Origin of the sequence: Kocuria palustris, assembly GCF_007666205.1 — a bacterium.
In the GTDB taxonomy this organism is placed as follows: domain Bacteria; phylum Actinomycetota; class Actinomycetes; order Actinomycetales; family Micrococcaceae; genus Kocuria; species Kocuria palustris_A.
The window spans coordinates 43,169-57,732 of record NZ_VDOR01000013.1; the positions used below are offsets into that span (position 1 = coordinate 43,169).

The window sequence follows — 14,564 nt, forward strand, 5'->3', positions numbered from 1 at the left end:
CGCCACTGTAGCCTGGAGCCCATGGCACGGGACGACGCAGGCGAGGGGCGCGGGGACGCCCCCTGGGACTTCGATCTGCCGGATCTCGGAGCCTCGACGACCCCCGAGCACCATCGCCGCGGCCGTCCGCGCACCCGGGCCTCCGCCTCGTCCTCCGGGACGCCCGGCCCCGCGGGCGGGCGGCGCCTGGCGGATGAGCCGCTGGATATCGAGGCCCTCGACGCCGAGCCCGTCGATCAGGGCGACGATCAGCTCGTCCCGCCGTCCGCGGACGACCTCTCCACGCACGGCCCCGGCGCCTCCGGCCCGACTCTGCCGGACGAGGTGCCCGACGACCGCGACGCCCCCGGGCGACCCGGCGGCGACAGCCCCCGGCGTCGGCCCACCGCTCCCGATGACGACCTCCTGCCGTCCTGGGCCACCGGCCGATCCGTCCGGCGCCGCGCGCGGAGCACCGCCGGGACGCCGGGCGGCCAGGGCCGATCCGGACCCGCTGCGGCGGGGGATGCCGGCCGCGGCGCCTTCCTCGACGACCCCGACTCGGCCCCCGCCCAGGGAGCTCGACCCGGCGGAGGCGCCCGTCGTCACCGGAGCGAGCCGGACGCCCAGGACCATCGGGGCGGTCGGAGGGATCAGGACGATCGGGACTCCTGGGATGATCGGGACGGCTGGGACGACCGCTGGGCGGCGGACGAGGACGAGGTCGCCCCGGCCCCGCTGTGGCGCCGCCTGCTGGACGATCCGGGCCGGCTCACCCGCATCCTGATCCCCGCGGCCATCCTGCTGCTCGTGATCGCGCTGCTCATCTGGATCCTGAACGCGCTGACCGGGGGCGGCGAGGAGGAGCAGGGCGCTGACGAGCCCGCGGCCGTCGCCGAGTCCTCGGAGGACCCGTTCGACGGCTTCTCCGCCCGTCCCGAGGACGAGACGACCGACGGCGCCAGCGGTCCCGCCGCGCGCGCCTGCGGTGACGCGCTGTCGCTCGAGGCCTCGACGGACGAGCAGAGCTATCCGGAGGACCAGGATCCCGTCCTGATCATGACGCTGGAGAACACGGGCGAGGACCCCTGCATGGTCAATGCCGGGACGGCGCGGATGGACTTCCGGGTGGTGTCCGGCTCCGACACGGTCTTCGACTCGCAGCACTGCCAGATCGAGGGCCAGGACCGCCCGATCGAGCTCGAGCCCGGGGAGACGCAGTCGGCGCGCATGCAGTGGGATCGGCAGCGCTCGGCCCCGGGCTGCTCGGGAGAGCCCGAGCCGGCCGCTGCGGGCGGCTACGAGCTGGAGGTCTCGCTGGGGGAGGCCTCTGCCGCGCCCGTCGAGTTCACGCTGGAGGACGGCGCCGATGACGGCTCCGCCGAGGAGCCCGGCGGGTCTCCCGAGGCCTGAGTCCGGGCCGTCGGCCCGAATCCCGTGCCCCGTGGGCGAACCCCGGGGCCGGGGCCCTGACCTCCGCGCTCGGGTCCTGCGGGCTGCGTCCGGGCGGGTCAGCCCTGCGAGGGCGGGAAGAAGATCTGCAGCGCCTCCAGGAGGCTGGTGACCTCGCGGACGCGGAAGCCGTCGGGGATGCTCGACAGCCCCTGCGGGCTCGCCGGGACCACGGCGTGGGTGAAGCCCAGCCGCGCGACCTCGCGGATCCGCTGCTCGATCCCCGGCACGGGCCGGACCTCCCCGGCGAGCCCGACCTCGCCGAAGCACACGAGGCGCTGGGCCAGCGGCTTGTCCTGCGCGGCCGAGGCCAGGGCCAGAGCGGTCGCCAGATCGGCCGCGGGCTCGGCCAGGCGGACGCCGCCGACCGTGGAGACGTAGGCGTCCATGGCGGCCAGGCCCACCCCGGCGCGGCGCTGCAGCACGGCCAGGAGCATGGCCACGCGGGAGCTGTCCAGCCCGGAGGTGGCGCGTCGCGGCTGCGCGGTGGACGACTGATCGAGCAGCGCCTGCACCTCGGCCAGCAGGGGGCGGCGGCCCTCCATGGTCACGGTGAGACAGGTCCCCGACACCGGGTGCGCGGTGCGCGAGACGAAGAGGCCGGAGGGATCCGAGACCGAGCGGATACCGGTGTCGACGAGCTCGAAGCAGCCGACCTCGTCGGTGGGGCCGTAGCGGTTCTTCACGGCGCGCAGCAGCCGGATGCTGGAGTGCTTCTGGCCCTCGAACTGGCAGACCACGTCCACCAGGTGCTCGAGCAGCCGGGGGCCTGCGATCGCGCCCTCCTTGGTCACGTGCCCCACGAGCAGCACGGTCATGTTCCGGGCCTTGGCCGCGGCGATGATCGAGGCGGCGACCTCCCGGACCTGCGTCACGCCCCCGGCGGAGCCGTCGACCTCAGCACTGGCCAGGGTCTGCACGGAGTCGACCACGAGGACCTCGGGGGAGACGGCCTCGACCTGACCGAGCGCCGTGGACAGATCGGTCTCCGCGGTGAGGAAGAGGGTCTCGGCCAGGGCTCCCACGCGATCCGCGCGCATCTTCACCTGGGCGGCGGACTCCTCCCCGGTCACGTAGAGCACGGAGCGCGGCCCGCGCGGCGCGGTGCCCTCGGCCACACGGGCGGCGGCGTCCAGCAGCAGGGTGGACTTCCCGACCCCGGGCTCGCCGGCCAGCAGGATGACGGCGCCGGGGACCAGGCCGCCGCCGAGGACGCGATCGAGCTCGCCGACGCCCGTGGGGACGAAGGCGGCCTGGGTGGCGTCCACCTCGGCGATGGGCCGAGCCGGCTCGGCGATCGAGCGGGCCGGAGTGGTCCGGGCGCGGTGCTCGCCGATCTCCTCCACGGTGCCCCAGGCCTGGCACTGGCCGCAGCGTCCGACCCATTTGGCGGTCGTCCAGCCGCACTCCGCACAGCGGTAGCCGGGGGAGCTGCGCTTGGACCTGGTGCTCATGCGTTCGACCTCATGGGCCTCACGCTAGGGAGCCGGTACGACAGCACAGCGGCTCCGCGCAGCTCACATGCGGTCCCAGTCGTCGAGGGCCGGGAGGTGGGCCGTCGCGTCCTCGTGCTCCATGTTGGTGGCCTCCAGCAGGTCGACGACCAGCGGGCGCATGAGCAGCACGAGCGCCTGGCCCTCCAGGGTCCGCACGCCCAGATCCTGCGGGTGCAGCCGCTGGGCCACGGTGATCAGCTCGTTGCGGGCCTGGCGCAGGTAGGACTCCCGCGACTCGCGCTGCGGGACCGCCAGCGCGCTGCCCACCGTGGACACGGAGTCCGCCATGTCCACGAGGCACTCGGAGATCGAGGTGATCGCCTCCGGGGCCAGCGTGACGTGGTTGATGACCCCGGCCAGCCGCCGCACGAGGACCCGGCTGTCCCGGGCCGCGAGATCCAGGTAGCGGATCGAGGAGGCGATCTGATCCACCTCCGAGCGATGCCGGCGATGGACGGGGGAGGCCGAGGCGATCTCCTGCGACGCCTCCAGCGACGTGTTCACCGAGTCGATCTCGGACTGCGTGCGCCGGGCCCGCACCAGGCAGTGCCAGGCGCTCGTGGCGTCGTCCTGGACGATCGCCTCGGCGGCCTCGCGCAGGACCCCGGAGATCTCCGTCGTCAGCCGCCGGACGTGGGTGCGCGGCGCGCGGCGCGGATCCGACGGCACCAGGTAGACCATGATCAGGGCGAAGATCCCGCCGACCATGGCATCGGTCGACCGGGCGAAGGCGCCGTCGCCGGACGGGGGCAGCACGACCACGAGCAGCGACTGCAGGGCCATCTGCGTCGTGAACAGGACTCCGCTGTCCAGGAACCGGGCCAGCAGGATCGACGTCAGCATCACGACGGCCGCCTGCCAGGTGCCGGTGCCGATGAGGTGGATCAGGACCTCGGCCAGGGCGATGCCCAGCGTGCAGCCGATGCCGACCTCGAGGACGCGTCGATAGCGCCGGCCCCCCTTGGAGAAGCCCAGAGCCACGGTGGCGGCGGTGGCGGCGAAGATGGGGCCCGTGTGCCCCAGGACCGCCTCGGCGAAGACGAACGCGCCGATCGCGGCGGCGGTGAGCTGCAGCGACTGCAGGACGTCGCCGCGGGCGCGGATCCAGCCCTTCCGCACGCGCTCGGACAGATCCGTGCCGACGCGGCGCAGCAGTCCGGGGCCCTCGCTCGCGTCGCTCATGCCGGACATCCTAGGCGGCGGCGCCCGCCCGCCAGCAGGGGCGGCCCGGCTCGGCGGGGGACGCAGGGGCCCTGGGAGCGCCCCTGCTATGTGCGGCGAAACGCATGAGAACCGTCATCGAGCCGCGGAAGTTCACCTCGCGTTCACGGAGTGAGCGCTGTCCGGCTACGTCGCGATCCTAGAGTCATCGACCGTGGACGGGGCTGGTGAGCAGCTTCCGACATCCTGACGCGCCGGACCTCACCGGCGCTCGACGCCGGACCGGTCTGCGGGACGGCGCAGCAGCTTCAACTGGAACAGGGGCAAACGTGAAGGCTTCACGCATCGGCCAGAGCGCCGCACTTCTCTCGATCGGCGCCATCGCACTGACCGCCTGCGGCGGAGGCGGCGGTGAGGGCGGCGGGGGCGGCGGCACCACCACGCTGACCGGTGCCGGCGCGTCCTCCCAGGAGGCCGCCATGAACTCCTGGACCTCCGGCATCGAGGAGCAGGACTCCGGTGTCCAGGTCCGCTACTCCCCGGACGGCTCCGGTGCGGGCCGCGAGGCCTTCCTGGCCGGCGGTGCCGACTTCGCCGGCTCCGACGCCGTGATGGACGACGAGGAGTACGAGTCCTCGAAGGAGCAGTGCGGCCCGGACGGCGCCTTCCACATCCCGGCCTACATCTCCCCGATCGCCGTCGGCTTCAACCTCGAGGGCGTCGACTCCCTGAACCTCGATGCCGAGACCCTCGCGGGCATCTTCAGCGGCGAGATCACCACCTGGAACGACCCGGCCATCGCCGAGCAGAACCCGGACGTCGATCTGCCCGACACCAACATCACGGTCGTGCACCGCTCGGACGAGTCCGGCACCACCGAGAACTTCACCGAGTACCTCAACGCCGCCGCCCCGGACACCTGGACCGATGAGGCCGCCGAGTCCTGGCCGATCTCCGGCCAGGAGAACGCGCAGGGCACCTCCGGCGTGGTCTCCACCGCGTCCGAGACCGACGGCGCCATCACCTACGCGGACGCCTCCGCGATCGGCGACCTCGGCACCGTGGCCGTCGGCGTGGGCGACGAGTACGTCGAGTACTCGCCCGAGGCCGCCGCGACCGCGGTCGAGGCGTCCCACCCGATCGAGGGCCGCTCGGAGGCCGAGATGGCGCTCGAGCTGGACCGCGAGACGGACGCCGAGGGCGCCTACCCGATTGTGCTCGTGTCGTACCACATCTACTGCAACCAGTACGACAACGCGGACACCGCCGAGGCCGCCAAGACCTTCGGCAAGTACGTCGTCTCGGAGGACGGCCAGAACACCGCCGCCGAGGCCGCGGGCTCCGCGCCCCTGTCCGAGTCCATGCGCCAGGAGGCCGAGACCGCTCTCGACGGGATCACCTCCGGCGAGTGACCTCGTGTGCGCCCGGCCGCCAGCACGGGCAGCCGGGCGCACCCCCGGGCTCGCGCTCCCCCGGATCCACGATCCGGCGGAGAGCGAGCCCCTTGCCATGAGCGCGGCTTCGGCCGCCGCGCACGGCAGCCGCACCACGTCCACAGGACCTGAACCTGAAGGGGTCGACCATGTCCACCAATGTCTCTGAGAAGAGACCGCAGGAGAAGCAGCCCGGGGGCGGCAGCTCCTTCGCCTCGTCGAGCTCTGCCTCGGGCCGCTTCGGCGATCAGCTCTTCTCCGGCCTGAGCCTCGCGGCCGGCCTCCTGATCTTCGTCATCCTGCTGGCCGTCTTCGCGTTCCTCGGATTCGAGTCCCTCCAGATCCTGCAGATCCCCGAGTCCGCCATCAGCGGCGGCGAGGGCTTCCTGAGCTATGTGATGCCGCTGATCATCGGCACGGTCATGGCGGCGATCATCGCGCTGCTGATCGCCACGCCGCTCGGCATCCTGGTCGCGCTGTACATCTCGCACTTCGCCCCGGCAAAGGTCGCCAAGCCCGTCGGCTACGTGATCGACCTGCTCGCGGCCATCCCCTCGGTCGTCTACGGCGCCTGGGGCATGACGGTGCTCGCGCCCGCGCTGGTGCCCTTCTACAACTGGCTCGCCGAGCACTTCGGCTGGATCCCCCTCTTCGAGGGTCCCGCCTCCGGCACCGGGCGCACCATGCTCACCGCCGGCATCGTGCTGTCGATCATGATCCTGCCGATCATCACCTCGATGTCGCGCGAGCTCTTCGTCCAGACGCCCAAACTGCACGAGGAGGCCTCCCTGGCCCTGGGCGCGACCCGCCTGGAGATGATCGGCCAGGCCGTCATGCCCTTCGCGCGCGCCGGCATCATCTCCTCCGTCATGCTGGCCCTGGGCCGCGCCCTCGGCGAGACGATGGCCGTGGCCATGGTCCTGTCCACCGGCGGCCTGCAGGCCTCGCTCATCAAGACGGGCAACAACACGATCGCCGCCGAGATCGCGCTCAACTACCCGGAGGCCTTCGGCACCCGCTTCATCGAGCTGATCGCCGCCGGCTTCATGCTGTTCATCATCACTCTGATCGTGAACCTCGCGGCGCGTGCCATCACGTCCCGCTACAAGGACTTCTCGGGGGCCAACTGATGTCCACCAACATCGCACAGTCGAGCGTCAAGAGCTCGAAGCAGAACTCCCTCACCTCGGGCCAGCGCCCGAAGTGGCTCGTGCCGGCGATCATGGTCGCCGCGATCGTGATCGGCGCCGCGCTGGCCGCCCTGATCTCGTTCAACATCGCCCTGTGGGCGATCCTCGCCGCCGTCATCTTCCTGATCGCCGCTCCGATCGCCGTGGGGGCCATCGAGGGCGGCCGTCAGGGCAAGAACGCGGCCATGACCTACCTCGTCTACGCGGCATTCATCCTGGCGGTCATCCCGCTGATCTCCGTGGTGTGGACGGTGCTCGCTCGCGGCATCCCCACCATGTCGGTCGAGCTGCTGACCACCACCATGGACGGCATCACCGGCTACCAGGACCAGCAGGCTGCTGAGGAGGGCTCCGTCCCCGGCGGCATCCTGCACGCGATCGTCGGCTCGATCATCGTCACCCTGTGCGCCACGATCATCTCCGTGCCGATCGGCCTGCTCACCGCGATCTACCAGGTCGAGTACTCCAACGGCAATCTCCTCTCGCGCATCATCACGTTCCTGGTGGACGTCATGACGGGCATCCCGTCGATCGTGGCCGGCCTGTTCGCCTCCGCCCTGTTCGTGCTGATCCTCGGCGACGAGGGCGTGCGCATGGGCATCATCGGCGCCGTCGCCCTGACCGTCCTGATGATCCCCACCGTGGTGAAGTCCACGGAGGAGATGCTGAAGGTCGTGCCCATGGAGCTGCGCGAGGCCTCGTACGCCCTGGGCGTGCGCAAGTGGCGTACCATTCTCAAGGTGGTCATCCCCACCGCGATCTCGGGCATCGCCTCGGGCGTCACCCTGGCGATCGCACGAGTCGTGGGCGAGACGGCCCCGCTGATGGTCACCATCGGCTTCCTGGACGAGATGAACTTCAACCCGTTCAACGACTGGATGTCCTCGCTGCCGACCTTCATCTACCAGCAGCTCATGCGACCGATCTCGCCGACCACGCCGGATCCGTCCACGGACCGCGCCTGGGCCGCCGCACTGGTGCTGATCGTGTTCGTGATGCTGCTGAACCTGGCCGCCCGGCTCATCGCCAGCGCCTTCGCACCCAAGACCGCCGGCCGCTGAGCCAGCCGACGACCGAGAAAGAAGCTCTGAGATCATGTCGAAGCGAATCGACGTCGAGAACCTCGATGTCTACTACGGAGATTTCCGCGCCGTCGAGGGCGTGAACATCGATATCGACCCCAACACCGTGACCGCCTTCATCGGCCCGTCCGGCTGCGGCAAGTCGACCGTGCTGCGCTCGCTGAACCGCATGCACGAGGTCATCCCGGGTGCCTACACGACCGGCAAGGTCCTCATCGACGGCGAGGACATCTACGGCCGCGGCGTGGACCCCGTGACGGTGCGCTCGATGATCGGGATGGTGTTCCAGCGCCCGAACCCGTTCCCCACGATGTCCATCCGCGACAACGTGCTGGCCGGCGTGAAGCTGAACAACAAGTCGATCTCCAAGAAGGACGCCGACGAGCTGGTCGAGACCTCGCTGCGCGGCTCGAACCTGTGGAACGAGGTCAAGGACCGCCTGGACCGCCCGGGCTCGGGCCTGTCGGGCGGCCAGCAGCAGCGTCTGTGCATCGCCCGCGCGATCGCCGTGAAGCCGGACATCATCCTCATGGACGAGCCCTGCTCGGCTCTGGACCCGATCTCGACGATCGCGATCGAGGACCTGATCCACGACCTGAAGAAGGACTTCACGGTCGTCATCGTCACGCACAACATGCAGCAGGCGCAGCGCGTGGCCGATCGCACTGCGTTCTACAACCTGGAGGCCACGGGCAAGCCTGGTCGTCTCGTGGAGTACAACGACACCACGAACATCTTCCAGAACCCGCAGGAGAAGGCCACCGAGGACTACGTCTCCGGCCGCTTCGGCTGATCGGCCTCCGCTGGGTCGCACGTCGACGCAGCCACGCGAAGCCCCCGCTCGGATCATCCGGGCGGGGGCTTCGTCGTCGGAGGTCTGCGGTGCGGGGCAGGAACGATCGTCCCGAGGCAGGCGCAGCCGTGGGGCCCGGGCCGGGATCTGCGGTCCGCGGCGCGGGCGTGGTCAGCCCGCGAGGAGCGGCGAGGCGGCGGTGACCAGGACCGCGCTGGCGAGCGCGCAGACGGGCACCGTGAGGAGCCAGCACAGCAGGATCCTGACGACGACGACGTGATGCGTGGAGCGGAACCGCTGGTTGATGCCGGCGCCGAGCACCGCCGAGGACGTGGTCTGCGAGGTCGACAGCTCGAGGTCGGAGCCCAGGGCCACGGGAAGCACCAGGGCGCCGGCGACCAGCTGCGCGGTGGCGCCCCGGACGGCGTCGGGGCGGACCATCCGGGAGGAGATCGTGCGGGCGATGTGCCAGCCGCCCAGGAGGCTGCCCCCGGCCAGGGCCAGGGCGACCGCCAGCGCCACGGAGATCGGCAGGGCCGGGGCCTCGGCCGCCACCGCCCCGGTGCTGAGCACGATGGCGGTGATCAGAGCGATCATGCGGGGCCCGTGGAGCGCCCCGTGGCTCAGGTTCACGGCGGTCGAGCCGATGGCCAGGGCCGCGCGCGCCCCCATGGTGACCTGATCCGCCTCGAACCGGCTGGCCACGTGGACCACCGGGATGAGCACCAGCCACGCCAGCGCGAAGGCGGCCAGCGGGCCGACGAGCACGGGGATGAAGAGCCTGAGCAGCAGCTGCGCGGAATCGACGCCGGCCGGTGCGAGCCCGATCGCGGCCGAGGCGGCGGAGGCCCCCAGCAGAGCGCTGGTCAGGGTGGCGCCCATGGACACCGGCATGCCGCGGCGCCACGTCTCCAGGGCCCACCCGATGCTCACCACGAGGGCGGAGCAGACGATCAGCAGCCCCGGCCCCCGGGCGGGCATCAGCTGCGCGCCGCGCGCGGTCAGCTCGTGGACGGGCATGAGCAGCATGGCCAGCCCGACGCCCACGGCGTTCAGCGCGGCGGCCAGCCACAGGGCGGTGCGGGGGCCCAGGGCACGGTGGCGCACGGGGACCGCGATCGCGTTGGAGACGTCGTGCCCCGAGCTGATGACGGCGAAGGCGACGGCCAGGAGCAGCGCGACGACCGTGGCGGCGAGGAGCACGGATCAGGCCTCGGAGACGCTGATGCGCCCGATCTCGTGGGAGAGGGAGGCCATGGAGCGGGCCGCGTCATGCAGCTGATCGGCGATCTGCAGGGCCTGGAAGGCCTCCGCGGCGTCGAGGTCGCCGAAGAGCTGCTGCCGGTGCACCAGATAGGTGCGCTCGGTCTGCTTCCGCAGGCGATGGAGGTCGAACCAGTACGCGTCGAGCCCCTTGAGCGAGGACAGCCGGAGCACGGCCGTGCGCGAGAGGGAGGCCATGTGGCTGATGGTCGCGAGCTGCTCGGTGATGTACCGGGTCTGCGCCGTCCGGTGCGGTGACGCCGCCAGGGCATCGGCGGCCAGCAGCAGGTGCTCGGTCGCGCGGGCCAGGTGGCTGCTCAGGATGTAGATGTCCGAGCGCGGCAGGGGCAGCGCGTACGTCGTGCGGGCGGAGGTCATGGCTCCGAAGTGCAGATCAGCGGTGCGCGTCCCGATGGACTCGGCCAGGCCGGTGAGCTCGCCGAGCCGGTCCTCGTCCGCGCCGAGCAGCTCGGAGCAGCAGCGCACGGCCTCCTGCACCTGATCGACCAGTTGCGCCAGGGTGTGCAGCACCCCGCTGTCCTCGGGGAAGACCCGCAGTGCCATCGAGCCCACGCCTTCGGTCGCCGGAGATGAAGAGCCCGCAGCGGCTCTGCTGCGGGCGCGATGCTGTGATCGGACCGGCCGTCGGGCCGGTCAGTGGTCTGGGGTGCCGGACCGGGAGCGCCTCTCGGCGTGTGGCCGCTCGCAGCGGCTTCAAGATGGAGCCCGGGGCTGCCGCAGCCCGGCACCTGCCACCCATTGTACGAGCCGCCCCCTCAGATGGGTCAAAGCCGCTGATCGCAGCCGGGCGGGCGGGTCCGGCGGCTCAGTCCAGGGTCCCGGCGCGCCACGCCCGAGCCGCGGCCTCGAGGTCCTCGGCGGTGCGCTCGAGGCGCTGCGCGCCGGTGATCTCGGCGCGGGCCGCGCGCTCGCCGTCGTGGGCCAGTGCGGCGGCCTCGACTCCGAGCTCGCCGGCGGCGGGGCTGTCCGGGAGCCGATCGCGGCCGCTGCGCGGCGTCCACGGGTCGCCCAGGCGGACCCGGCCCAGGGCCGTCACCCGGCAGAACGCCGCGAAGCGCTCCAGGGCGACGTCGAAGTCGCCGCTCCAGGCGCCGGAGAGGATCGCATCGGCCATGGCCCGGATCTCGGCGGCCCGGGGCGGATCGGCGACGCCGGCCACGACGTAGGAGACCTGGGCGGTGTGCCGGCCCGCGTCGAACCAGCGGCTCAGGCGCACCGGATCGGCCTGGACCGCCGAGCGCAGGGCGTAGAGCCGCCACAGGGCGCCGGGCAGGCTCACGGCCGGGGCCTCCGACCACAGGGCCGCCAGGCCGTCGAGCCCTTCGGTGTCGGTGAACTCGACGAGCCGGCGGCGCACCTCCGGGTCCTCGTGCCCGCGGCCGCGATGCAGCACGGCAGCCGCGGTCACGTGGGCGGCCTCGGCCAGCACGGCGGGATCGACCCCTCCGACCCTCTGCTCGAAGGCCGCGGGGTCGAACTTCACCGGGCGGTGATGATCGCGTGCGGGAGACATGCCCCCAGGGTACGGCCGCGCCCCCGCCCGGCATCAGCCCGGGCGGGGGCGCTCAGCGCTCGGCGGAGCGGGGATGCTCAGTCCTCGATCGGCTCGTCGTTCCAGTGGTCGCCGGGCTCCCAGCCGATGTTGGCGCACAGGGCGGTCTCCAGGTCCTCGGAGGCCGCTCGGGCCATCGAGCGCCACAGCTCCAGGGCTGCATCGGGATGCTCCTGCTCGAGCCGGCGCAGCGCCGGGGCATCCAGCGCGCGGACCACCAGGTCGGTCCCGGCCACGGCCTGGACGCTCAGGCGCTCGTCGGTCACGCCGGAGGAGCGGAAGACCGTGCCCGGGCGCATGCGCCGCACGACCGTGCCGGTCTCCTCGACCCCGTGCGGCACCATCTCCACGATGCCCTCGACCACCAGGACCACGGCCGCGCCCTCCTTGTCGGGGTCCAGGACGGGCTCGCCCTTGCGCACCCGCAGGCGCTCGGCATTGGACCAGATGGTCTCGGCGAGATCGTCGGCGGCATCGCGCAGCAGGTCGGTGGCCTTCGCGGCCTCGACCGTGGAGGCGGCGTCCAGATCGGGCAGCTCGTCGGCGGCGACCGAGGTCGAGCCGTCCTCCTGGCTGCGCAGCTGCTCGATCAGCTGGTCCTCGACGTGGGCCAGGGCCTCCTCGCGGGTGCCGAAAACGGTCAGGTTGTCGGGCTTCGTCGTCGAGGTGATCTTGCGCGCCGCGGAGATCGCCGGCAGGGAGTCGGTGTAGGGGTTCGACGGGCCGCCGTCGGCGTCGGGATCGGCGTCGTCGTCGGACTCGTCCTCCCAGATGTCCTCCCAGACGGTGTCCCACGCGTCGTGCCAGTCCCCGGTCCAGGGATCGCCCACGACCAGCGCCACGTCCCGCCCGGCCGCGCACAGCTCGGTGGCCGTCACGGCGATCAGGTGCCGGCCGAACCCGGCGATCTGGTCGACGTCGCTGAGATCCAGGACCACGGAGCTCGCCGTCTGCGCGGACTGGCGCAGCGCGCGCACCGTCTCCTCGGTGCCCGGGAAGAGCAGGTTGCCCTGGATCTCGATCACGGCCACGTCGGCGGCGAGCTCGCTCAGGGCCCGGCGCGAGTCCTCGTCGCGGTGGGTCAGCGAGCGGGCGTCGGCCAGGGAGTGGATCGAGCGCACGGTGCGCTTGGACGGGCGCGGGCCGCGGGCGAAGTGCAGATCCATGGCCTGGGAGATCCGCTGGCAGGCGGCCGTGCCGCGGACGCTGTTGCCGTGCCGGTCCAGGGGAGGGGCGAAGGTGGCCACGGCCAGCTGGCCCGGCACGACCGCGATGATCCCGCCGCCCACGCCCGACTTGCCGGGCAGGCCGACGCGCACGAACCACTCGCCGGCGTCGTCGTACATGCCGCAGGAGTTCATCACGGAGAGCACGCGCTCGACCGTGACCGCGTCCATGACCCGCTGCTCGGTGAACGGATTGAGCCCGCCGGCCGCCAGCGTCGCGCCCATGATCGCCAGATCGCGCGTGTCGATCATGACCGAGCACTGGGCGAAGTAGTCCTCCAGCGCCTGGGTGGGATCCCCCTCGATGATGCCGACCGAGCTGAGCATCCAGCCCAGGGCGCGGTTGCGGTCCCCGTTCTGGTGCTCCTGGGCGTAGATGTCCGCGTTCATCTCCAGATCGCGCCCCGCGAAGTCGGAGAACAGGCGGCGCACGCGCTCGCGGCGCGACTGCCCGCGGTGCGGGTCGACGAGCCACGAGGCCGTGATGGCGCCGGCATTGATCATGGCGTTGGCCGGGCGATTGGTGTCCGGGTTGAGGGAGATGCGGTTGAAGGACTCGCCGCTGGGCTCGACGTCGATCTTGGCGTCCACGCCCTCGAAGCCGCGGTCCTCGATGGCCAGGCCGTACACGAAGGCCTTGGACAGGGACTGGATGGAGAACGGGTCGCGGCTGTCGCCGGCCTCGTAGATGTGCCCGTCCGCGGTGGCCACCACGACGGACAGCTTCTCCGGATCCGCATTCGCCAGGGCCGGGATGGACGACGACGGCTCGCCGTCCGTGAGCTCGCGGACCTCGTCCAGCACGGCCGCCAGCGCGCCCTCGATGGGGGAGGGGCCGAAGAGCTTCTCGGATTCTGACCACTCGGGGCTCGGGCGCTGGGTGTCGGCCCACCCGAGCGGGTCGCCGTTCTCGTCCACCTCGTAGGCGGAGTCGGTGTCATCGGGCTGCGGGACGGCATGCTGGCGCTGCTGAGCTTCTTGGGAGGTCACGACGACGACCGTACCGGGGCGGACCCCGGTTGCCGAAGTCCGGTGCAGCGGCCCCCGGGCGACGACGACGCGGAGAGAGGCGTCGCGACGGCCTGGTCTACGATGGTGGCCGTCGCTCTCGCGGCAGGGGGCACGGCGCCGCCCGGGCCGCCTGCGAGCGACGACGGGCCCTTAGCTCAGCTGGCAGAGCAGTGGACTTTTAATCCATGGGTCGTGGGTTCGATCCCCACAGGGCCCACCATTGTGATGTCTCAGTACATCGGAAACACCCCGAACCCTCAGGTTCGGGGTGTTTTTCGTTGTGGCTGGTACTTCCGCGTGGGGTCCAGGGTGAGCTCGCGGAGGATCTCTCCGGTGGCCTTGGCCACGATGGTGATCTCGCGGTCCTCAACGATCAGAACGACGTGGGTTCGGGCGTGGGCTCGGCCGATGCCGATGTGGAAGAGCTGGCCGTCGTAGCGCAGCGTGACTTTGCCCGTGGCGTCGATCTTGTCGGTGCGGAACCGGGTCGTGGCCGGTGCCAGGGGCCCTGGGGTGTCCTTCGGTGCGGCGATGTAGGCGGCGTACGGGGTGGTCTTCTTCGCTGAATGGATCCGCTGAGTGTTGTAGATCTCGCGGAACTGATCGAGCAGGGCCTGCAGGCCCGGCAGGTCTGCTGGTGGGGGCTGGGCTGCCAGCCACTTCTTCAGGGTCTGCTGGAAGCGCTCGACTTTGCCCTGGGTCTGCGGGTGGCCTCCGCGGCAGTCCCGCTTGGATGGTGGACAACGTGGCTTCGTAGACGGCGGGGCCGTCGGCCCACATGCGGGACTTGGTGGTGATCCAGCGGTGGATGCTGGCCGCGATCGCACGCGCCTCAGAGGCCGCTAGTTGTAAGAGGGCATGACGTTATTGGCAGGGGCCGGGACGCGTGAGGCCGGGGGATGATC

At 71.6% G+C, this 14,564-nt stretch carries 12 protein-coding genes and 1 tRNA gene; 6 read left to right on the plus strand and 7 right to left on the minus strand.

Annotation, left to right across the window (positions count from 1 at the left end; translation table 11 throughout):
• The first annotated feature begins 21 nt into the window (after nt 1-21).
• Complete coding sequence (locus tag FSY66_RS10855; protein WP_144794826.1) at nt 22-1,392, plus strand: hypothetical protein; 1,371 nt, start codon at nt 22-24, stop codon at nt 1,390-1,392.
• A 98-nt stretch (nt 1,393-1,490) separates the two neighbouring features.
• Here FSY66_RS10855 and radA read toward each other — a convergent pair whose 3' ends face one another.
• On the minus strand, nt 1,491-2,885 hold the full coding sequence (gene radA, locus FSY66_RS10860; protein WP_144794828.1) for a DNA repair protein RadA: 1,395 nt from the start codon (nt 2,883-2,885) through the stop codon (nt 1,491-1,493).
• A gap of 63 nt (nt 2,886-2,948) precedes the next feature.
• The gene (locus tag FSY66_RS10865; RefSeq protein ID WP_144794830.1) at nt 2,949-4,109 is read right to left on the minus strand and encodes an FUSC family protein; all 1,161 of its coding nucleotides are present in this window, start codon (nt 4,107-4,109) and stop codon (nt 2,949-2,951) included.
• A 308-nt stretch (nt 4,110-4,417) separates the two neighbouring features.
• On the opposite strand from FSY66_RS10865, the gene pstS reads away from it, so the two are divergent.
• From pstS to pstB, 4 genes are all read left to right on the plus strand, one after another.
• The gene (gene pstS, locus FSY66_RS10870; RefSeq protein ID WP_144794832.1) at nt 4,418-5,500 is read left to right on the plus strand and encodes a phosphate ABC transporter substrate-binding protein PstS; all 1,083 of its coding nucleotides are present in this window, start codon (nt 4,418-4,420) and stop codon (nt 5,498-5,500) included.
• Nucleotides 5,501-5,670: 170 nt separating this feature from the next.
• Nucleotides 5,671-6,651, plus strand: coding sequence for a phosphate ABC transporter permease subunit PstC (gene pstC / locus FSY66_RS10875; protein WP_144794834.1), 981 nt, complete (start codon nt 5,671-5,673; stop codon nt 6,649-6,651).
• On the plus strand, nt 6,651-7,772 hold the full coding sequence (gene pstA / locus FSY66_RS10880; RefSeq protein ID WP_144794836.1) for a phosphate ABC transporter permease PstA: 1,122 nt from the start codon (nt 6,651-6,653) through the stop codon (nt 7,770-7,772). The genes pstC and pstA overlap by 1 nt, the downstream gene beginning before the upstream one ends.
• A 34-nt stretch (nt 7,773-7,806) precedes the next feature.
• Entirely contained in the window at nt 7,807-8,586 is a 780-nt protein-coding gene (gene pstB / locus FSY66_RS10885) for a phosphate ABC transporter ATP-binding protein PstB (RefSeq protein WP_144794839.1), read from the plus strand.
• Between the two features lie 171 nt (nt 8,587-8,757).
• On the opposite strand, the gene FSY66_RS10890 is transcribed toward pstB, so the two are convergent.
• The 4 genes from FSY66_RS10890 to glsA form a co-directional block, all read right to left on the minus strand.
• Entirely contained in the window at nt 8,758-9,789 is a 1,032-nt protein-coding gene (locus tag FSY66_RS10890) for an inorganic phosphate transporter (RefSeq protein ID WP_144794841.1), read from the minus strand.
• 3 nt (nt 9,790-9,792) lie between these two features.
• A complete protein-coding gene (locus FSY66_RS10895) occupies nt 9,793-10,413 on the minus strand; it encodes a hypothetical protein (protein WP_144794843.1) in 621 nt (206 codons plus the stop codon).
• 262 nt (nt 10,414-10,675) lie between these two features.
• Nucleotides 10,676-11,383 carry a hypothetical protein gene (locus FSY66_RS10900; RefSeq protein ID WP_144794845.1) on the minus strand — a complete coding sequence of 236 codons (708 nt, stop codon included), beginning with the start codon at nt 11,381-11,383 and terminating at the stop codon, nt 10,676-10,678.
• Nucleotides 11,384-11,460: 77 nt separating this feature from the next.
• Entirely contained in the window at nt 11,461-13,638 is a 2,178-nt protein-coding gene (gene glsA / locus FSY66_RS10905) for a glutaminase A (RefSeq protein ID WP_144794848.1), read from the minus strand.
• Nucleotides 13,639-13,803: 165 nt separating this feature from the next.
• Here glsA and FSY66_RS10910 point away from each other — a divergent pair.
• Nucleotides 13,804-13,879 (plus strand) — tRNA-Lys (locus tag FSY66_RS10910).
• A gap of 37 nt (nt 13,880-13,916) precedes the next feature.
• Here FSY66_RS10910 and FSY66_RS10915 read toward each other — a convergent pair.
• Nucleotides 13,917-14,486, minus strand: coding sequence for an integrase core domain-containing protein (locus FSY66_RS10915; RefSeq protein WP_006214729.1), 570 nt, complete (start codon nt 14,484-14,486; stop codon nt 13,917-13,919).
• Nucleotides 14,487-14,564: the final 78 nt, after the last annotated feature.